The organism is Legionella sp. (assembly GCF_049790535.1).
Lineage (GTDB): Bacteria > Pseudomonadota > Gammaproteobacteria > Legionellales > Legionellaceae > Legionella.
Genome location: NZ_JBAQZB010000047.1, coordinates 1 through 19,440, shown reverse-complemented (window position 1 = coordinate 19,440; position 19,440 = coordinate 1). Strand labels below are relative to the sequence as shown.

The following is a 19,440-nucleotide window of genomic DNA, read 5'->3' as shown; positions in this document are numbered from 1 at the left end:
CGCTAGCATGGTGGGTGCTGTAGGGATCGAACCTACGACCCTCGCCTTGTAAGGGCGATGCTCTCCCAGCTGAGCTAAGCACCCGAAATTTTGAAAGCGCTTCCCTAGCAAGTTTTTGAATGAGGTTTATTACCTCATCTTGTGATATAAAAAAACGCGCCTTTAAAGGCGCGTTAATATGGCGGAGTGGACGGGGCTCGAACCCGCGACCCCCGGCGTGACAGGCCGGTATTCTAACCAACTGAACTACCACTCCATTTCATGGTGGGTGCTGTAGGGATCGAACCTACGACCCTCGCCTTGTAAGGGCGATGCTCTCCCAGCTGAGCTAAGCACCCTAAAATCTTAAGCTTCCTGTACTGCTTCTTTCAGGTTTTTACCTGCTTTAAACTTAGCAACTCTTGATGCTTTAATCTGGATAACTTTTCCAGTTTGCGGGTTTCTGCCTGTGCGTGCTGAACGATTACCTGTTGAAAAAGACCCAAATCCAGGTATGACAACTTGATCACCACTTTTTAAAGCATCAGTAACGGTACTAGTAAAAGTCTCAAGTACTCTGCTTGCATCAGCTTTAGTTAAACCCGAACCACTTGCTATAGCATCAACTAATTCGCTCTTATTCATCGCTTCCCCTATACAGTTAATCTTCCATACTTTAAGTTAACTTAACTCAAACTCAATCAAATTAACTAATCAAGTAGTTTCATCCTTGCAGTGCCCGCCAGTAGCGGGCTACGAAAAGAAATATACCTTTAATTAGTGAGCATGTAAATCATTATTTTTAATTTTTTTTGGTCTTTTATCCATCAAAGGATCAGGTTGTTTATTATCTGATCGATCTACCCAAGGACTGCGTTGTAAAGCGAGTTCTAAAACTTGCTCAATAGTCTTGACTGGGTGTACTGTGAGCTTGCGAAGTATGTTATCAGGTATTTCCTCCAGATCCTTTACATTTTCTTCAGGAATGATTACATGTTTAATTCCACCTCGATGAGCAGCCAACAATTTCTCTTTTAAACCCCCTATAGGTAATACCTGCCCTCGTAACGTAATTTCCCCGGTCATTGCAACATTGGCTTTAACAGGAATTTTTGTGACAACTGAAACTAATACGGTACACATTCCTATTCCAGCACTTGGCCCATCCTTTGGGGTAGCTCCCTCGGGGACATGAACATGAAAATCATTTTTTTCATAAAAGTCATCCGCCAATCCTAGTTTTTTAGCGCGGCTACGTACCACCGTCATTGCTGCATGGATGGATTCTTGCATGACTTCACCCAGCTGCCCAGTATGAGTTACCTTACCCTTTCCGAGCATCATAGATGCTTCAATTGTCAGCAATTCACCACCAACACTCGTCCAGGCTAGACCAGTCACTTGTCCAATTTGGTCAAACTCCTCAGCTAATCCATATCTAAATTTCTTAACCCCTAGAAATTTTTCAATATTATTTAAGGTGATTGATAATTTTTTGGTTTTTTTGTTGGAAAGAATTTCTTTTACTACTTTTCGGCAAATGCTGGCAATATCGCGCTCGAGATTACGTACGCCTGCTTCACGTGTGTAGTGACGAATAATCTCTCTAATCGCGCCTTCGCTGATATGAATTTCCTCTTTGTTTAAACCATTTAAGGAAGTTTGTTTTGATATCAGATATTGTTCGGCAATGCTAACCTTTTCATCCTCTGTGTAACCAGCAAGTCGGATTACCTCCATTCTATCTAATAAAGGCGCAGGTATTTCCAAAGAGTTAGCGGTTGCAATAAACATTACATCACTCAAATCATAATCCACTTCAAGATAATGATCACTAAAGGTGTGATTTTGTTCTGGATCTAATACTTCAAGCAAAGCAGAGGCTGGGTCACCTCGGAAGTCCATAGCCATCTTATCGACCTCATCAAGCATGATTAGTGGATTCTTCACGCCCGCTTTACACAATTTCTGAATAATTTTTCCTGGCATAGAACCAATATAGGTTCTCCTATGCCCACGGATCTCAGCTTCATCGCGCACACCACCTAGAGCAATGCGAATAAAAGTACGACCCGTTGCATTTGCAATCGACTGACCTAAAGAAGTTTTACCAACCCCAGGAGGTCCAACCAAACATAAAATAGGACCTTTTAAACGTTTTACTCGCTGTTGAACTGCCAAATACTCGATAATACGTTTTTTAACTTGTTCTAATCCATGATGTTCTTTATCCAATAATTTTTCTGCTTTGAGTAAATCAAATTGAATTTTGCTTCTTTTTTTCCATGGGACCAGCAACATCCAATCAAGATAATTGCGGATCACTGTAGCCTCAGCAGACATTGGTGACATCATTTTTAATTTATGAAGTTCAGCCATTGCCTTTTCTTTAGCTTCTTTAGGCATGCCGGCTTTAGTGATGGATTTTTCGATTTGCTCAATTTCATTACCTTCTTCGCCCATTTCGCCCAATTCTTTTTGAATAGCTTTCATTTGCTCATTAAGGTAATACTCACGCTGACTCTTTTCCATTTGACGTTTAACGCGCCCTCTTACACGTTTTTCAACATGCAATAGATCAATTTCAGTTTCAATAGCAGCCATTAAACGTTCAAGACGAGTTCCTACGTCTAATGTTTCTAACAGCAGTTGCTTATCATCGACTTTTAAATTTAAATGAGCAGCAATAGTATCAGCCAGACGGCCTGGCTCTTCTATTCCCGCTAATGGTGACAATACTTCTGGAGGAATTTTTTTATTTAGCTTAATGTATTGTTCAAATTGCGACATTAATGAGCGCATTAAGATATCGACCTCTGGTTCCTGCACTGCATTATTAAACTCATCCATAAATTCCAGAGAAACTTCTAGGTAGCCTTTGTCTTGAGTGTATTCTTTTGCACGAGCACGCCGCTCTCCTTCAACCAAAACCTTTACGGTGCCATCGGGTAATTTTAATAATTGCAGCACACTGGATAAGGTACCTACCTCATAAATATCTTCTGCAGACGGATCATCATTAGACGATTTTTTCTGTGCGACTAAAAAGATTTGCTTATTATCAACCATAGCCGCTTCCAAAGCCTTAATTGATTTTCCACGACCAACAAAAAGGGGGATTACCATATGAGGGTAAACTACTACATCCCTCAAGGGTAACACAGGAATCATTGACATTGTTTCAGTCTCATGTGGCGTCACTTTATTTTCAATAGACATACTGAACCCTTATTCAAACAAGCGATAGTTATAATTTTACAATAATTTTTACTACTCAACTGAGTATACCGGTAATTGGAAAAATGAACAAAGTTCAATAGACTACTTCATTCAAAACTTTACTGGAAAGACAAATGAAGCCTAATGTATGAAAGAGAAATTAATGCGGAAACTTACCATTTTTATGGCTAAGGGGATTATACCCCCTCTACCCGGCCGAATTAATATTTGAATAAAAAAATACAACCATTCAACATTTTAATGCATAACCGGTAGTAAGACAAAGCTACAGAAACTTAGTAACTATTCACCCTGAACAGACACGGAGTTTAATAGGGTGAATAGTTGTGTATTTTAACTAGCTACTCCTTCCCCCCTACTGCAGTCTTCATCTCATGCTCATAAATAAGTATAGGCTTTGACGTATTATTCACTGTACTTTCATCAACTACTACTTTATTTACACCTTCTAGAGACGGTAATTCATACATGGTGTCTAAAAGAATATTTTCAAGTATAGCGCGCAAACCCCGAGCTCCCATTTTCCTTTCCAGAGCTTTTTTAGCAATTGCATCTAATGCCTCATTCCTAAATTCTAACTCAACGTTTTCCATTTTAAAGAGTGACTGAAACTGCTTCGTCAATGCATTTTTAGGGTTAGTAAGTATATCAATCAGCGCCAAATGATCCAGTTCTTGTAATGTAGTTACTACAGGTAATCTACCGACAAATTCAGGAATTAATCCGTACTTAATCAAATCATCAGACTCTAGCCGGCTCAAAACCTTAGACATCTGTTCACTATCGTCTTTTTTATTTTTCAGCTGTGCAGAAAAACCAATTCCTGATTTATCACTTCGTTCGCGAATTACTTTATCCAAACCGGCAAAAGCACCACCGCAAATAAATAAAATATTAGAGGTATCTACTTGCAGAAATTCTTGCTGAGGATGTTTACGCCCACCTTGAGGTGGTACTGAGGCCACTGTTCCTTCAATTAATTTCAGTAAGGCCTGTTGAACGCCTTCACCAGAAACATCACGAGTTATAGAAGGATTATCAGACTTACGAGAAATTTTATCAATTTCATCAATATAGACGATACCTTGTTGCGCTTTATCTACATCATAATCACATTTTTGCAAAAGTTTTTGAATAATATTTTCGACATCTTCTCCAACATACCCTGCTTCAGTCAAAGTAGTTGCATCAGCCATAGCAAACGGAACATTTAAGATGCGCGCTAAAGTTTGTGCCAAAAGAGTTTTACCGCTACCAGTTGGTCCAATTAGCAAAATATTACTTTTTCCTAATTCAACACCGTCTTCACTTTTATGCTGTAGTCGCTTGTAATGATTATAGACGGCAACAGACAACACTTTTTTCGCGTGGGGCTGCCCAATGACGTATTCATCCAAAAATTTTGAAATTTCTTTTGGTGAAGGTAAATTTACTTCAACTTCTTCATTAATTTCCTGTGTTTCTTCACGAATAATATCATTACAGAGCTCTACACACTCGTCACAGACAAATACAGAAGGACCAGCAATTAATTTTTTTACTTCATGTTGGCTTTTTCCACAAAAAGAACAATAAAGAACTTTATCGCTACTTCCGTTACCAGATTTACTCATATCCAACCCCTTCTTACAGCTATTACCGAAAATTAGGTAACATACATGTAAAATTTTAGTCAATCAGAAAAGATATGTCACCCTAATAAAATTAATTTATCTTACACCCTATCGAACAAAAAGGGGAACCTTCCTAAACTGGCTGTAATAAATTATGCCAACTGAAGAAAGTTCTTCCGAATTATTCTGCCGGATTACTTATTAATTCTCTATCATAAATAACTTTATCAATAAGACCATACTCAGCAGCTTGTGTAGCACTCATAAAATTATCACGCTCCGTATCTCTCAAAATTTGATCAGAAGTCTTTTTAGTATGCTTGGCCATAATGCTGTTTAAACGCTCTCTTACCGCTAATGTTTCGCGTGCATGAATTTCAATATCAGTTGCCTGACCTCTGTAACCACCCAAAGGCTGGTGTATCATTACACGTGAATTTGGCAAACAGAATCTTTTACCATCTGCACCTGCACAAAGCAGTAAGGCAGCAGCACTTGCTGCTTGACCAATACATAAGGTGCTCACATCCGGCTTAATAAACTGCATGGTGTCGTAAATTGCTAAACCAGCAGTTACTACGCCACCAGGAGAGTTAATGTAAAGAGAAATGTCTTTTTCAGGGTTTTCAGACTCAAGAAACAATAATTGAGCAACCACTAAATTAGCCATATGATCTTCAACTTCACCCAAAAGAAAAATAATACGCTCTTTCAGTAATCTTGAATAAATGTCATAGGAGCGCTCTCCACGTGACGTTTGCTCAATAACCATTGGTACCAATCCGCTGGCATTGCGAATTATATTTTCTGAATATCCTGACATAAAATTATTCTCCTTTATTCTTTTTAGTCGCCTTTTCAGTTGCTCCTTTTGGATTCATTATTGAATCATAATCTGCAGATGTATGTTTAATTTTTGCATCAGCAGCAATTTTATCAGCAACCATTTCTTCCATAACTAATGCTTCTATCTCAGCCAAATGTTCTTTCTTACTACGATACCAAGCTCGTAATTCATCAGGATTTTCATAAGCGCTAGCAAATTTCTCAATCATTGCATCGACTTTTTCTTTGTCCGCAACAATTTGATGCTTCTTAACATACTCAGAGAACAGTAGACCAAGATGAACACGACGTTGAGCCTGCTCTTCAAATAATTCTCTTGGAAAATCAGGAATTTGTTCATTTTCATGATGCTCATGTCCAAACAGACGATGATACATATCGTGTTTTAAATGTTCGATTTCTTTATCAATTAAAGCTAATGGTAGATTAATTTTATTTACTTCCATTAAACGATCAAACAATTTTTCTTTGTTGATCGAGCCAACACGACGTTCTAATTCACGAATCATGTTGTCTTTGATGTCCATTTTAAGGGCTTCAGTACCCCCTTCTTTAATATTAAATTTTTCCGCAAATGCATCATCAAATTTAGGCAACTTGCCTTCCATAATAGTACAAATAGTAATTTTGAAGACAGCTTCTTTGCCAGCTAATTCTTTATGACCATAATCTTCTGGGAAATTTACTTTAATATCAAATTGTTTTTCTTTTTCACCGCCAATAATACCTTCTTCAAATCCTGGGATCATCGAGCCAGAACCGATAACTAACTCATGACCTTTGGCGCTCCCACCTTCAAACGCCTTGTCATCCACGAAGCCTTCAAAATCAATAATAACTTTATCGTCCTTTTGCACTGCTCGTGACACCTCATGCCACTCTTTGTTCTGTTCGCGTAATTTATCAATCATTATCTGAACATCTTTTTCCGCCACTTCTGACGTCACTAATTCAACTGTAGCCTGATTTAATTCAGCAACTTCAAATACTGGCATTACTTCAAATGTGGCAGTGTAAGTAAAATCTTTATTTTTCTCTATTTGTTCAGGCTCTATATAAGGAGAGCTTGCAGGAACTAATTCATGTTGTTGTAAGGCTTCAAATAGGGTTGATTGAACCATATCTCGGGCGACTTCTTCGCGAACACTGCCCGAATAACGGTTAGTGACAATATGCATAGGGACTTTGCCAGAGCGGAAACCATCAACTTTAACTTTTTGAGCTAAGCCTTTAAGACGCGAGCTAACTTCTTCCTCAACCTTCGCAGTAGGTACAGAAATTGTTATCTTACGTTCCAAACCTTTTAGGGTCTCAACAGAAACTTGCATTAATTCACCTCTTGGAATTTATAATGATAATGGTGCGAAAGGAGAGACTCGAACTCTCACGGGTTGCCCCGCTGGAACCTAAATCCAGTGCGTCTACCAATTCCGCCACTTTCGCAATCAGGTTGGATTATCAATCAGTAACTCAGTCTTGTAAAGACTCAGATGAATCTTTAGCGATAAATCTTGTTTCTACAATACATGGGGTGAACGATGGGATTCGAACCCACGACAACCGGGATCACAACCCGGGGCTCTACCAACTGAGCTACGCTCACCATAATCTTTTAACCAGAAATCTCGCCTTCGGACATCTTTGGGCTGGCGCGCCCGGCAGGATTCGAACCTGCTACCCTCGGCTTAGAAGGCCGATGCTCTATCCAGATGAGCTACGGGCGCTTAATTGGTCGGGGTGGAGAGATTCGAACTCCCGACATCCTGCTCCCAAAGCAGGCGCGCTACCAGACTGCGCTACACCCCGTTACCCGTCCCGAGGACAGTGCGCACATGATACTAACGGAGATAATTTAGGTCAACAAAAAAATAATATTTTTTTTAACTATTTTAAATTATTTGTTATTAGCTAAATAATTGGAATGAAATTGAATTCCAATTTTCTTCTTCATCAGCGTTTTTAGCTAGAGCACTGACTTGGTTTAATCTCTCGTATCTTAGAAGTTTTTCAGTTAGCATTACTTATTGTTCATTCTATTTCAAATAATAATATGAAATTTAAACTCCTTCCTTTATTTGACAATTTGAATTATTTACATAAAAACCACGAACATGCCAAAGTACCTGAGACTCGTTTTTATGATGATTTTCATTACACCTTAAATTTTTTAAAAAGCTACACAGGAAGCCAGGGTACATTTAATAGTTATCGCAGGGAAGTAGAACGATTATTGCAATGGTCGTGGCTTATAAAGAATACAACTATAGATACTTTAAGACGTGAAGATATAGAACATTATGTCCACTTTTGCCAAAACCCACCTCAATCCTGGATAAGTTTAAAAAAAGTGCCTCGATTTTTAGAAAAAGATGGACGACGTATACCTAATGAAGAATGGCGTCCTTTTGTGGTGACCTTGAGCAAATCAGCTATAAAAAATGGACAAAAACCGGCTTTGGATCAATTTAACCTATCTCAAAGCTCAATTCATGAACTCTTTGCTATCTTAAGTACCCTATTTAACTTCTTAATTGCAGAAGAATACTTGGAATCCAATCCAGTAGCACTGATTCGCCAAAAAAGTAAATTTATTCGTAAACGCCAACACACTATACCAATACGTCGTTTAAGTCTCATTCAATGGGCTGCAGTACTTAATGCTGCAGAATCACTTGCAGAAGAATCACCCTTAAAACATGAACGCACTCGTTTTATGTTATGCATGTTATTTGGTATGTATTTACGCATCTCTGAACTTGCAGCAAATGATCGCTGGGTGCCTAGTATGAATGATTTTGCTAAAGACAGTAATGGTTATTGGTGGTTTACCACCGTGGGGAAAGGAAATAAGGAACGACAAATCGCAGTAAGTGATTCAATGCTGGAAAGTTTAACTCGCTGGCGTAGTTTTTTAGGACTAACTCCCCTACCTTCACCCGCAGATAATTCCCCGCTAATCCCCAAAATTCGTGGTAATGGACCTATGGGTGATACTGCACCGATTCGCCGTATTATTCAACATTGTTTTGATTTTGCTGAAGAGGAATTAAGAAGAAATGGACATGCAGATGAGGCAGATAATTTAACAGAAGCTACCGTGCATTGGTTAAGACATACCGGAATTTCTGAGGATGTGAAAACCCGTCCTCGCGAACACGTTCGCGATGATGCCGGCCATAGTTCAAGTGCCACTACAGATCGTTATATTGATATTGAAAAACAAGCTCGCCATCAATCAGCAAAGAAAAAAATTATAGAGCCAAGTACATAAATTATTGTTTAAATTGTTTGCCTCCACCCTAACTGAACTATGATAGAATGCCCTCTTCTTGTTTATGACTAATAATTTATAATGCTAACCCTTCGTCAGATCACCTTAACTCGCGGTAATAAAGTTTTACTTGATAAAGCCAATATCACGCTTTATGAAAAACAAAAAATAGGTCTTATTGGTTATAACGGTTGTGGTAAATCTACCCTATTTGACTTTTTATTGGGAAAATTAACCGCAGATACAGGCGAATATTTAATTAATCCTAATCTTAGAATCAGTCATTTATCGCAAAAATTACCTGATAGTGATGAAAAAGCAATTAATTTTGTCTTAAGTGGGGATAGCGAGTACATCAATTTACTCCAACGTCTGGATCAAGCTGAGCAATCCCATAATCATGCTGAAGTGGTAGCCTGCCATGAGGAATTAAATCAGACCGCAGGGTACAGTAAACCGGCACAAGCAGCGACAATTATGTCTGGTTTAGGCTTTAATTGCGATCAACATGAGGCTTCAATCAATAGTTTTTCAGGCGGCTGGCGCATGCGTTTAAGCCTTGCACGATGTCTTATGAAGCCTGCAGATTTACTTTTACTTGACGAGCCAACTAATCATTTGGATATGGAAGCTATTTTGTGGCTGGAACGCTTTTTAAAACAAAGCTCAAGCACTATTATCTTAATTTCCCACGATAGAGAATTTCTTGATGCTTTTGTCACTCATATTTTGCATATTGAGAAACAAAATTTAATGTTATATAGCGGTAATTACAGCTGTTTTGAGAAAACACATGCCCAACAATTAGCATTACAACAAGTGATGCATGAGAAGCAACAGACAAAAATTAATCATATGATGACGTTTGTTAATCGCTTTAAAGCAAAAGCAACTAAAGCAAAGCAGGCGCAAGGCCGTCTTAAAGCTATAAAACGAATGGAGCTTGTTGCTGCAGCACAAGTTGACTCCCCTTTTTCTTTTGAATTTTTTCCTTGTTTACGTGCTGACAATCCTTTAATACAGTGCAACCAATTAGATGCTGGTTATCCAGGTCAGGAAACTATATTAAAAAAAATTAACCTATCAATTAGTCCTGGAGACAGAATTGCTTTGCTCGGTCCTAATGGTGAAGGTAAATCCACGTTAATCAAAACATTAACCGGTTCTTTACCTGCATTAAAAGGAACGTTCCATCGTTCAGCTCATTTACAAATTGGTTACTATGCACAACATCAGTTAGAGCAACTTGACTGTAAATTAAGCCCACTAGAAACCCTCCAGATAGTAACACCGGAGGCACGCGAGCAAACCTTACGTGATTTTTTAGGGGGCTTTAATTTTGTGGGAGATATGGCGGTACAACCTATTCACCATTTTTCTGGAGGCGAAAAAGCACGTGTTGTTTTGGCCCAATTAGTATGGCTGAAACCTAATTTACTTTTACTCGATGAACCAACAAACCATCTGGATTTAGGGATGCGTGCCGCAATTGAGCTTGCACTGCAAAGTTATGATGGCGCTTTAATTCTAATTTCACACGATAGACATCTGTTGAAAACGACGGTTGATAATTTCTATTTAGTGCACCAAAAGGAAGTACAGCCCTTTAATGGTGATTTGGATGATTATTATTGCTGGTTGCACACCAAAGACTCTGTTAAAGAAAATGTACATGCCACTTCGATTGCAAGCGAGTACAAAGAAAAAAAAGCGTTACAAAATCGTTTGAAGAAATTAGAACAAATGATTGAACAATTTCATTGTGAAATTGAAAAATTGGATAGACAGTTAGGAGATACAAATCTCTATGAGAACAGCATACATCAAAACAAGTTAGGGCAATTGGTGCAAAAGCGTAACCAAGTACATTCGTCTTTAAATCAGTCTGAGGAAGAATGGTTAGAGATTAGCGAGACTTTAGAAGATATGTAAACAATGGGAATAAAAAAGACATGCGGCAATCACTATGTAAGCATGGATGTGGGGTTTTCTCTTGTTCCAAATCGATCAAGATGGCCTTCCCTATGTCCAGAGTGAACAATTACTCCATTTTTTTGGCACGTAAGTACTCTAACATATCTTTAGCTGCCAGCTGCTCTGCCCTCCTTCTATTAGAGCCTTGACCATTAGTCACTTGTTTTATTGTTTTGACAGTGCAAGTGACATAAAATATTTGATCATGCTCATCTCCCTCTACTTTAGTCAAAGCATATTTTGGCAAAGCTATTTTTTCTGCCTGTACATACTCTTGGAGTAACGTTTTAGAATCTTTTAAGCAATCATTTAAATGGGGGTCTTCAAGCCTGGAACGGTACAACTTCAAAATAACTTCTTTTGCTGAATCCACACCTCCATCAAAAAAGACAGCAGCAAAAACCGCTTCTAAAGCATCCGCAAGAATAGAAGCACGGCGAAAACCGCCGCTTTTTAATTCACCCTGCCCCAAAAAAAGAAAGTCACCCAAATTAATTTCTCTTGCAATTTCGACCAGCATATCGCCACGAACTAAAAAAGAGCGTAAACGACTAAGATGACCTTCACTTTGCAAAGGAAAGCGATGAAATAATTCATTAGCAATGACAAAACTTAAAATGGAATCACCAAGAAATTCAAAACGTTCGTAATTCTCACTACCTACACTACAATGAGTCAACGCCTGCTTTAAATAAATGGGCTTTTTAAATGAGTAATTTAAACGTCGACATAACCTCTCTAAATCAATGTTCACTAGTTGCTATTACCTCTTTTGTATTAGGGGCGGTGCGAATCAAACAATAAACCTAACTACTCAGTTGCCATGTAAAAATATTAGATAATTTTTGTACAAAGTAAGCAATTACCAATAAAGTTATTTGTACTACTAACACTTAGTTAATCATTCTGCCTATTTTAGACCAACGAACATTACCCGCTTTGCCATTCCAGCTCATCCATACTAAAAAGGCTTTTCCTCTAAAATTAGAATCCGGTACAAATCCCCAAAAACGACTGTCAGCGCTGTCATCACGATTATCGCCCATCATAAAATAATTTCCTTCAGGCACGACTAGATCAAAATCTACCGCTGGTATGTCCGTTCTAATAAAAATATCATGGATTACACCATTTAGGTTCTCTTTATATTGAGATACAGGGTTTCCTGAACTTTCATCAGTGGTGTATTCAACAAATGTCTGTTTTGCCTCCTGACCGTTAATCATCAATACTTTGTTATGGTAACTAATTTTGTCTCCAGGAACACCAATGACACGCTTAATGTAATCATAGGCAGGATCTGGTGGCCAACGAAATACAGCAACCTCACCGGTTTTAGGATTAGCAATTGGAACAATTTTCTTTTCCACCACAGGAAGCCGCAAACCATAAGCAAATTTATTTACTGCAACAAAATCGCCTACCAACAAAGTTGGTTCTAAGGAACCTGAAGGTATGCGAAAAGGTTCGATAAGAAACGAGCGTAATAGCAAAACAACAAAAAACACGGGGAAAAAAGAACGTGCGTATTCAATAACTTTATTTGGTTTTTGATCTGCACTGCGTTTTTTCGCCCAAAATAATATATCCAATAGGTAAATAAATCCGCTAATAAATGACAATACAACTAATATTAAAGCAAAGTTCATAACTCTATCCTCTGAATTCTTTTAATTCTTTTTATCCGTTTGAAAAACTGCCATAAATGCTTCTTGAGGTATCTCAACATGCCCTACTTGTTTCATACGTTTTTTACCTGCTTTTTGCTTTTCTAATAATTTTCGCTTACGGGTCACATCACCGCCATAACATTTGGCAGTCACATTTTTACGTAATGCCTTAACTGTTTGCCGTGCAATGATGTGACTTCCTAAAGCAGCCTGAATAGCTACATCAAACATTTGTCTTGGTATTAAGTCTTTCATTTTTTCAGCAATAATCTTTCCACGACTGTGTGAAGCAGCTCGATGAACAATAACTGATAACGCATCAACCCGTTCACTGTTAATCAAAATATCCATTTTTACTAGATCTGCCTGTTCGAAACGAACAAAATTGTAATCCAATGAAGCATAACCACGACTTACGGATTTTAACCGATCAAAAAAATCAGATACTACTTCACTCATTGGAATATCATAAGTCACAGAAACCTGGCGACCACTATAAGTCATATTAACTTGAACACCTCGTCGCTCAATGCACAAATTAATAATCGATCCCAGATAATCTTGTGGTACCAATATGTTAGCTCTGACAATAGGCTCATACATTTCTTTTATCTGCGGGAGCGGTGGCAAATAAGACGGATTATCAATGAGTAAAGTCTCACCTTTTTGCGTCACGATTTGATAAACCACTGTGGGTGCAGTGGAAATCAAATCCAGATTGTATTCCCGCTCTAAACGTTCCTGAATGATTTCCATATGCAACATGCCCAGGAAACCACAACGAAAACCAAAACCTAAAGCTTCTGAGGATTCAGGCTCATAAAATAAAGAAGCATCATTAAGACTTAATTTAGCTAGTGCTTCACGGAATGCTTCAAAATCATCGGCACTAATAGGGAATAAACCAGCATAAACCTGGGGTTTCACACGTTGGAAACCGGGCAATACACTCACTGCCTGATTTTTTTCCAAAGTCAAAGTATCACCAACCGGAGCACCTTGAATTTCTTTTATTCCTGCAACAACATATCCTACTTCACCAGCGTGTAAAGATTCTAATTTAGTCCGCTTTGGTGTAAAAATACCTACCTGATCCACTTCATAAGAACGACCCGTAGACATCACGCGCATTTTATCGCCTTTACGAATTGAACCATTGACAATACGTACTAAAGAAACAACACCTAAATAACTATCAAACCATGAATCAATAATAAGCGCTTGTAAAGCTGCATCAATATTCCCTTCTGGAGGTGGGATACATGCAACTAATGCTTCAAGAACCTCATCAACTCCCAAGCCACTTTTAGCACTGGTTCTGATTGCATCATGCGCATCAAGACCAATGATGTCTTCAATTTCAGAAATTACTCGGTCAGGCTCTGCCTGTGGTAAATCAATTTTATTTAATACTGGCAAGACGGTTAAAGATTGATCGATTGCGGTATAACACACTGCTACTGTTTGCGCTTCTACCCCTTGTGCTGCATCAACCACCAGGATAGCACCCTCACAAGCTGCCAAAGAGCGAGATACTTCATAACTAAAATCTACATGCCCTGGAGTATCAATGAAGTTTAATAAATAAGTTTTACCATCTTTGGCAACATAATTTAGGGATACACACTGAGCTTTGATTGTAATCCCACGTTCACGCTCAATATCCATAGAATCAAGAACTTGAGAGCTCATTTCCCGTTCAGTTAAACCACCACAAATTTGAATGAATCGGTCTGCCAGCGTAGATTTACCATGATCGATGTGGGCAATAATTGAAAAGTTGCGAATTCGCTTTAAATCACTCAACTCAAAATAACCTTTTTGCAAATAACGCATTTTAGCCTAAATATGTGTTAGCTGAAAGTAATTACAAAAATTTGCTAATATTCCATATTTTTAATAATATTTGTCCTTTAGTTCCAATTATGGGAAGTACCATGCAACGAATAACCAAGTTAGGTTTTACTGCGCTAATACTCTGCCTTTTTTCTTTTGCAACTGTTGCTGATGTTGCATTTACAAAACGGAAAGACGTTCAACTTTTTATCAAGGATATGGTAAAAAACCATAACTTTAATGCAAAACAACTTACTGCGACACTGAGTCAAGTGACACTACAACCGCAGATTATCAAATCAATGAACACACCCTATGAAAAGAAAAACTGGGATGTTTATCGGGATCTATTTCTTACCCCAGCACGATTAAAAGGAGGTATAGACTATTGGACAGCAAATAGAAATACCCTTGAACAAGCACAAAAGCAATATGGTGTTCCGGAAGAAATGATTGTAGCTATTCTCGGTGTAGAAACCTTATACGGTGAACGCCAAGGGGAAAATAAAGTTTTAGATGCCTTAGCAACTCTTGCATTTGATTACCCAAAACGAGCTTCCTATTTTAAACATGAATTAAAAGAATACTTGCTTCTTTGTCGTGAACATAACGTACCTGCAACAAAATACAAAGGATCTTATGCGGGCGCTATAGGTCAACCTCAATTCATGCCAAGTAGTTATAGAAATTTCGCTGTAGATTTCAATCATAAAGGTCAGCGTGATCTGGTAACCAATAATGATGATTCCATTGCCAGTATTGCCAATTACTTTAAAGCTCATGGGTGGCAGCCCAATGCTGGTGTTGTTCAAAATGCAAAATTGGTCAATACGCGTTATAAATCCCTGCAAATGAATCCTAAAAAAACTAATTATAACTATAATGAATTAACAGCACACGGAGTCAGGCCTATAACAGCCGCTCATAATCATCCTTCACGCGCCGCATTGCTTGAGCTAGTCACTGCTAAGGGTAATGAATATTGGATAGCCTATCCAAATTTCTTCGTAATTACTCGATATAACTCAAGTCCGCAATATGCACTTGTAGTCTATCTTTTATCGCAACAATTAAAACAGCAATGGATTGCAATGAACGCTAAAAGACATAGAGCTTATGTGTAGTGAATACATTTTTTCTATTCACCAAACATCTTGATGAGAATGGATGTTTTTGCCTTGAACTCGATGCAGGAGGTAGCTTAAGTCTTCCACCTGCACAACGTAGTTTTGCTGAAATTTTAAACCTACAAAAAGAGTGTAACACATTGGTTATTGAAACCAGTGCTAATGCCAGTCTTCTGAATCTTCAATTACCTTGGCTTTCTGATAGGAAAGCTAGAGTGGCTATTCCGTATGCACTGGAAGATAAGCTGGCTCAATCTGTGGAGGAACTACATTTTGCTTTTGATAAAGAAAGATATGAAAATAATCATTATCTGATTGCCGTTGTAAGTAAGCAAAGAATACACTTCATTATACAAATACTTACGGAAAAAAAGATTGAGTTTACTGCAATTACTCTGGATTGGTTTGCCCTAAAGTCAGAGGAGCTATGTGTTAATGAAGCCACTTTACTCGTTAATTCCAAAGATTTTAAAGGCGCATTGTCAGGAGATTTAGCAGAAACTTATATTAAAAAGCATCCGATAGATCACCCTCTTTTATTTACTGACAGCGAGAAAACGTATAATTCGGATTTACCTAAACGCCCAGAAAGCTCTTTCACTTGGATAGCACAACGAATTTTAAAATCTAAATTGATGAACCTTTGCCAAGGTGAAGTTCAATATGGAAGTAAGTTAGATTTAATTAAGAAGACTTATCTTGCAGCTGGCGTTCTTTTTGGCCTGTGGTTGCTGTCGATTATTTCCATTAATGCGATTAATTTGCATTTTTTAAATAAAGAAACTGCTCAAATCGATAAACAAATTGCAGAGATTTACCATGAGTTTTTTCCAAACTCAAAACTGGTAATCAGTCCTAAATTTCGTATTACTCAACTGTTGAAAAGCAATGATACAGAAGAACAAACACATTTTTGGTTTTTACTTAATCAGTTTTCCAAGGTAATGAACAGTAAAGAATTCTCCCTGGAACAACTGCATTATCAAAATAAAACATTATCTGTTAAGCTAATCAGTTCTGATTTTGCGAGTTTGGAAAAATTAGAAAATCAATTAAAGGAATCAAAACTTACTGTGAAACAAACCCAAGCTTCTACTCATCAGCAACAAGTTATTGCTACCCTGGAGTTAACGTGAAGACCTATTTAAGTAACTTAAATGAGCGCGAAAAAGGGCTAATCGTAGGCGCTGTTTTATGCCTTGTTTTCTACTGTTATTATTCGTTTTTGTATTTGCCTTTAAATCATCAGGTAACTCAAAAATCCACGCAATTAGCTGAAAAATTATCTACATTGGATTGGATGAGAAAAATAAAACAAAAAAAAAATACCTTGAAAACAAAAAAAACAATCGATAACAGTCAATTACTTACTATTTTAGCAACGCAACTTAAAGAAGATTCTACCTTGAAATTTCCTTACCAGTTACAACAAACAAGCTCTGGTGACGTTCAACTTGCTTTTGAAGTCATTCCCTTCAATGTATTTATTGCCTGGTTCAGAAAGATTAATGAACAATTTGCAATTAATTTAAAGCAGTTTAATGCAGAACGTACCAACACCGAGGGTCTTGCTCATGTCATGGTGATACTAAGTGCAGTACCTTAACCTTAATCACATACTTTTTGTCTGTATCAATTGCGGTCAATACCAGGGTGCAACTCAAGGTCAGAGTGAATTGATACTCGAAACCATCTTCTCTAAATTTTAAGGCTGAATGCTGCCCCATTTTTTTACAGAAGCACCTCTTTTAATTTCTGGAGGTAATGCCTCTAAAGCTTTTTGTGCTTCAGCAGCATTGCTGTAAGATCCATAGACACCTCGATAGTAGTTTTTACCCCCTTGTTGATATTTCACTTGTGCCATACGATCATTTTTAGGTGCTTTATACAATGTTTGCGCTACCTTTGCGGGTTTGTCTCCTGCTGCTAATTCAATTGTGTACGTTTGCGGATTTTGACTGCTTACCCAAGTTTGATCTTGATCCTGAAACGATACAGGAGAACGCATTTCGCCAACATGGTAAGTATCTGGCACCACAATTTCCTGTTTGGATGAAGTATTTTCATAATATGAGTAATCATAATTATTAGGCAATTTATAATTGTTTCGTACGTATGCTTTATTGTCCTCATAAGATGCATAAGCAGGTGCATAAGCAGGATAATTCAAACTCGTACCTGTACTATTATCCATCATAGCACAGGAAGAAATACCTAAGGCACAAAACCCTACCACGGCGAATTTAATATTATTATTCATTATTAGTTCCTGAGTTATAATTGTTCTTATTTACAGTTATCTACTAAATACCAAAAAACTTTAGATTTTTATGTTGTTTAAGTAAAAAGTATGGCTTACAGTACTAGTTTTTGTTAGATCGTTTTTATAATTTTCTAACTTGACCCAAATCGATAGCTTTAGATCAAATTAGAAAAAGAGTAAAAAGATCCTATGTTTATGGCAGAATCTATGTGGACTCATCGACGCTCAGGACAAACAAATCAACGAGGAACTCAGGATCATCGTGATCCTTATGAACGAGATCGAACACGTGTTATTCATTGCCCTGCCTTTCGAAGACTGCAAAGAAAAACACAAATTTTAGGAACTGATGAAGGGGATTTTCATCGTACACGCCTTACTCATTCGCTAGAGGTTGATTCAATAGGTCGTAGCATTGTGCGTAATTTATTAATTAATCAGCATAATCATAGGATATTAACCACTTTATTACCTAATGATGATTTAATTTCTGTTATTTGCTTATTGCACGATATTGGTCATCCACCCTTTGGGCATGGTGGTGAAGTAGCGCTAAATTACATGATGCGTCATCACGGGGGTTTTGAAGGAAATGGGCAAACGCTGCGATTACTTACCAAAGTTGAGAGCAGTTATGGAGCTTATGGATTAGATTTAACTCGCCGTGCTCTTCTTGGAGTTTTAAAGTATCCAGTAAAACACTCCTGTGTAATCGCGCCTCATCAACCTGCTGTGCATGAATCCATTCATAAAACCATTAAAATTAATAATTGGTTACCACCTAAAGCCTATTTTGACTGCGAAGAGCCTGAAGTGGAGTGGTTGTTATCACCTTTTTCAGATAAAGACAAAGAATTATTTCAATCTTTATCACTCCTTCCTCAAGATACAAAATCGGGTAAAGCTGCCTACCACAGTTTTGATTGTTCAATAATGGATATTGCAGATGATGTTGCTTATGGTGTTCATGACTTGGAAGATGCTATTCATTTACGGTTAATAAATCCCTCTCATTTAGATACACGCGAATTTAGACACCTATTGAGTGACACTGCTTTATCTGAGAGCCAGGATCATTTAATTAATTCATTATTTTCTCAAGATCTTTGTTTAAGAAAACAAACTATTGGCGAGATAGTAAATTATTTCATTACCTCAACCCAAATTGTGGTAACCAATGAAGCGTTTGAAAATAATTTATTAAAATATAATCTGGTATTGATTCCTGAGGCAACTGCACTTTTGAATTATTTAATGCGGTGTATTTATTGTAATGTTATTGATTCGCAGGAAGCACGTACTTTTGAGTACGGGGGACAAACTGTGGTGCTCCGCTTATTTGATGCAATTAGTTCAAATCCTGAGAGTTTACTGGATAACAAAAATCGTATTTTGTTTAAACAGGCTCAATGTGAAACAACTGCGTATCGAGTAATTTGTGACTATTTAGCTAATATGACTGATGAATATGCTTATAGAATGCACGAACGATTATTTGGCTTCAATACAAGAACAATTTTTGAAAGATTATAAACAAAGAAGGAAGGTTAAAAATTTTAGAGCTTTCTAATTACATTAATATGGATATCTGGCTCTTCCCCAAATCCGCACATCATTACCC

At 37.6% G+C, this 19,440-nt stretch carries 15 protein-coding genes and 7 tRNA genes; 6 read left to right on the top strand and 16 right to left on the bottom strand.

Going from position 1 to position 19,440, the window contains the following annotated elements:
• Positions 1-8 precede the first annotated feature (8 nt).
• From WA877_RS02370 to WA877_RS02315, 12 genes are all read right to left on the bottom strand, one after another.
• Positions 9-84, bottom strand: a tRNA-Val gene (locus tag WA877_RS02370).
• 95 nt (positions 85-179) lie between these two features.
• Positions 180-256 (bottom strand) — tRNA-Asp (locus tag WA877_RS02365).
• A 6-nt stretch (positions 257-262) separates the two neighbouring features.
• A tRNA-Val gene (locus WA877_RS02360) sits at positions 263-338 on the bottom strand.
• Between the two features lie 7 nt (positions 339-345).
• Entirely contained in the window at positions 346-624 is a 279-nt protein-coding gene (locus WA877_RS02355; protein ID WP_425169332.1) for an HU family DNA-binding protein, read from the bottom strand.
• A gap of 132 nt (positions 625-756) precedes the next feature.
• Entirely contained in the window at positions 757-3,198 is a 2,442-nt protein-coding gene (gene lon, locus WA877_RS02350) for an endopeptidase La (RefSeq protein ID WP_425169331.1), read from the bottom strand.
• A gap of 362 nt (positions 3,199-3,560) precedes the next feature.
• Complete coding sequence (clpX, locus tag WA877_RS02345; protein ID WP_425169330.1) at positions 3,561-4,832, bottom strand: ATP-dependent Clp protease ATP-binding subunit ClpX; 1,272 nt, start codon at positions 4,830-4,832, stop codon at positions 3,561-3,563.
• A 181-nt stretch (positions 4,833-5,013) separates the two neighbouring features.
• Positions 5,014-5,673, bottom strand: coding sequence for an ATP-dependent Clp endopeptidase proteolytic subunit ClpP (gene clpP / locus WA877_RS02340; RefSeq protein ID WP_425169334.1), 660 nt, complete (start codon positions 5,671-5,673; stop codon positions 5,014-5,016).
• Positions 5,660-7,006, bottom strand: coding sequence for a trigger factor (tig, locus tag WA877_RS02335; RefSeq protein ID WP_425169329.1), 1,347 nt, complete (start codon positions 7,004-7,006; stop codon positions 5,660-5,662). The genes clpP and tig overlap by 14 nt, the downstream gene beginning before the upstream one ends.
• Positions 7,007-7,036: 30 nt before the next feature.
• Positions 7,037-7,121 (bottom strand) — tRNA-Leu (locus WA877_RS02330).
• A gap of 84 nt (positions 7,122-7,205) precedes the next feature.
• Positions 7,206-7,281: transfer RNA gene (locus WA877_RS02325), tRNA-His, on the bottom strand.
• Positions 7,282-7,325: 44 nt separating this feature from the next.
• A tRNA-Arg gene (locus WA877_RS02320) sits at positions 7,326-7,402 on the bottom strand.
• 5 nt (positions 7,403-7,407) lie between these two features.
• A tRNA-Pro gene (locus WA877_RS02315) sits at positions 7,408-7,484 on the bottom strand.
• 244 nt (positions 7,485-7,728) lie between these two features.
• Between WA877_RS02315 and WA877_RS02310 the strand changes: the two genes are divergently transcribed.
• The gene (locus tag WA877_RS02310; protein WP_425169328.1) at positions 7,729-8,949 is read left to right on the top strand and encodes a tyrosine-type recombinase/integrase; all 1,221 of its coding nucleotides are present in this window, start codon (positions 7,729-7,731) and stop codon (positions 8,947-8,949) included.
• An 81-nt stretch (positions 8,950-9,030) separates the two neighbouring features.
• On the top strand, positions 9,031-10,881 hold the full coding sequence (locus WA877_RS02305; RefSeq protein WP_425169327.1) for an ABC-F family ATP-binding cassette domain-containing protein: 1,851 nt from the start codon (positions 9,031-9,033) through the stop codon (positions 10,879-10,881).
• Between the two features lie 109 nt (positions 10,882-10,990).
• Here WA877_RS02305 and rnc read toward each other — a convergent pair whose 3' ends face one another.
• From rnc to lepA, 3 genes are all read right to left on the bottom strand, one after another.
• Positions 10,991-11,677, bottom strand: a complete 687-nt coding sequence (rnc, locus tag WA877_RS02300; protein WP_425169326.1) for a ribonuclease III — start codon at positions 11,675-11,677, stop codon at positions 10,991-10,993.
• Between the two features lie 139 nt (positions 11,678-11,816).
• A complete protein-coding gene (lepB, locus tag WA877_RS02295; RefSeq protein WP_425169325.1) occupies positions 11,817-12,572 on the bottom strand; it encodes a signal peptidase I in 756 nt (251 codons plus the stop codon).
• A gap of 21 nt (positions 12,573-12,593) precedes the next feature.
• Positions 12,594-14,399, bottom strand: a complete 1,806-nt coding sequence (lepA, locus tag WA877_RS02290; protein ID WP_425169324.1) for a translation elongation factor 4 — start codon at positions 14,397-14,399, stop codon at positions 12,594-12,596.
• A gap of 131 nt (positions 14,400-14,530) precedes the next feature.
• Here lepA and mltB point away from each other — a divergent pair, with 131 nt between their 5' ends.
• Genes mltB through gspM form a run of 3 tightly spaced genes read left to right on the top strand, consistent with a single transcriptional unit; the run spans position 14,531 to position 17,162 of the window.
• Complete coding sequence (gene mltB / locus WA877_RS02285; RefSeq protein ID WP_425169323.1) at positions 14,531-15,553, top strand: lytic murein transglycosylase B; 1,023 nt, start codon at positions 14,531-14,533, stop codon at positions 15,551-15,553.
• Positions 15,553-16,692 (top strand): type II secretion system protein GspL, encoded by a 1,140-nt coding sequence (gene gspL, locus WA877_RS02280; RefSeq protein WP_425169322.1) that lies wholly within the window; start codon positions 15,553-15,555, stop codon positions 16,690-16,692. Before mltB ends, gspL begins: the two co-directional genes overlap by 1 nt.
• Positions 16,689-17,162 (top strand): type II secretion system protein GspM, encoded by a 474-nt coding sequence (gspM, locus tag WA877_RS02275; protein ID WP_425169321.1) that lies wholly within the window; start codon positions 16,689-16,691, stop codon positions 17,160-17,162. The genes gspL and gspM overlap by 4 nt, the downstream gene beginning before the upstream one ends.
• 99 nt (positions 17,163-17,261) lie before the next feature.
• Here gspM and WA877_RS02270 read toward each other — a convergent pair whose 3' ends face one another.
• The gene (locus WA877_RS02270; RefSeq protein ID WP_425169320.1) at positions 17,262-17,816 is read right to left on the bottom strand and encodes an SPOR domain-containing protein; all 555 of its coding nucleotides are present in this window, start codon (positions 17,814-17,816) and stop codon (positions 17,262-17,264) included.
• A 210-nt stretch (positions 17,817-18,026) separates the two neighbouring features.
• On the opposite strand from WA877_RS02270, the gene WA877_RS02265 reads away from it, so the two are divergent.
• A complete protein-coding gene (locus tag WA877_RS02265) occupies positions 18,027-19,352 on the top strand; it encodes an anti-phage deoxyguanosine triphosphatase (protein ID WP_425169333.1) in 1,326 nt (441 codons plus the stop codon).
• Positions 19,353-19,440 lie beyond the last annotated feature (88 nt).

Excerpts from the sequence above, each read along its gene's own strand:
- clpX (WP_425169330.1), bottom strand. The coding sequence starts at position 4,832 with ATGAGTAAATCTGGTAACGGAAGTAGCGATAAAGTTCTTTATTGTTCT.
- lepB (WP_425169325.1), bottom strand. The coding sequence starts at position 12,572 with ATGAACTTTGCTTTAATATTAGTTGTATTGTCATTTATTAGCGGATTT.
- lon (WP_425169331.1), bottom strand. The coding sequence starts at position 3,198 with ATGTCTATTGAAAATAAAGTGACGCCACATGAGACTGAAACAATGTCA.
- WA877_RS02265 (WP_425169333.1), top strand. The coding sequence starts at position 18,027 with ATGTGGACTCATCGACGCTCAGGACAAACAAATCAACGAGGAACTCAG.
- tig (WP_425169329.1), bottom strand. The coding sequence starts at position 7,006 with ATGCAAGTTTCTGTTGAGACCCTAAAAGGTTTGGAACGTAAGATAACA.
- mltB (WP_425169323.1), top strand. The coding sequence starts at position 14,531 with ATGCAACGAATAACCAAGTTAGGTTTTACTGCGCTAATACTCTGCCTT.
- WA877_RS02270 (WP_425169320.1), bottom strand. The coding sequence starts at position 17,816 with ATGAATAATAATATTAAATTCGCCGTGGTAGGGTTTTGTGCCTTAGGT.
- WA877_RS02355 (WP_425169332.1), bottom strand. The coding sequence starts at position 624 with ATGAATAAGAGCGAATTAGTTGATGCTATAGCAAGTGGTTCGGGTTTA.
- WA877_RS02310 (WP_425169328.1), top strand. The coding sequence starts at position 7,729 with ATGAAATTTAAACTCCTTCCTTTATTTGACAATTTGAATTATTTACAT.
- WA877_RS02305 (WP_425169327.1), top strand. The coding sequence starts at position 9,031 with ATGCTAACCCTTCGTCAGATCACCTTAACTCGCGGTAATAAAGTTTTA.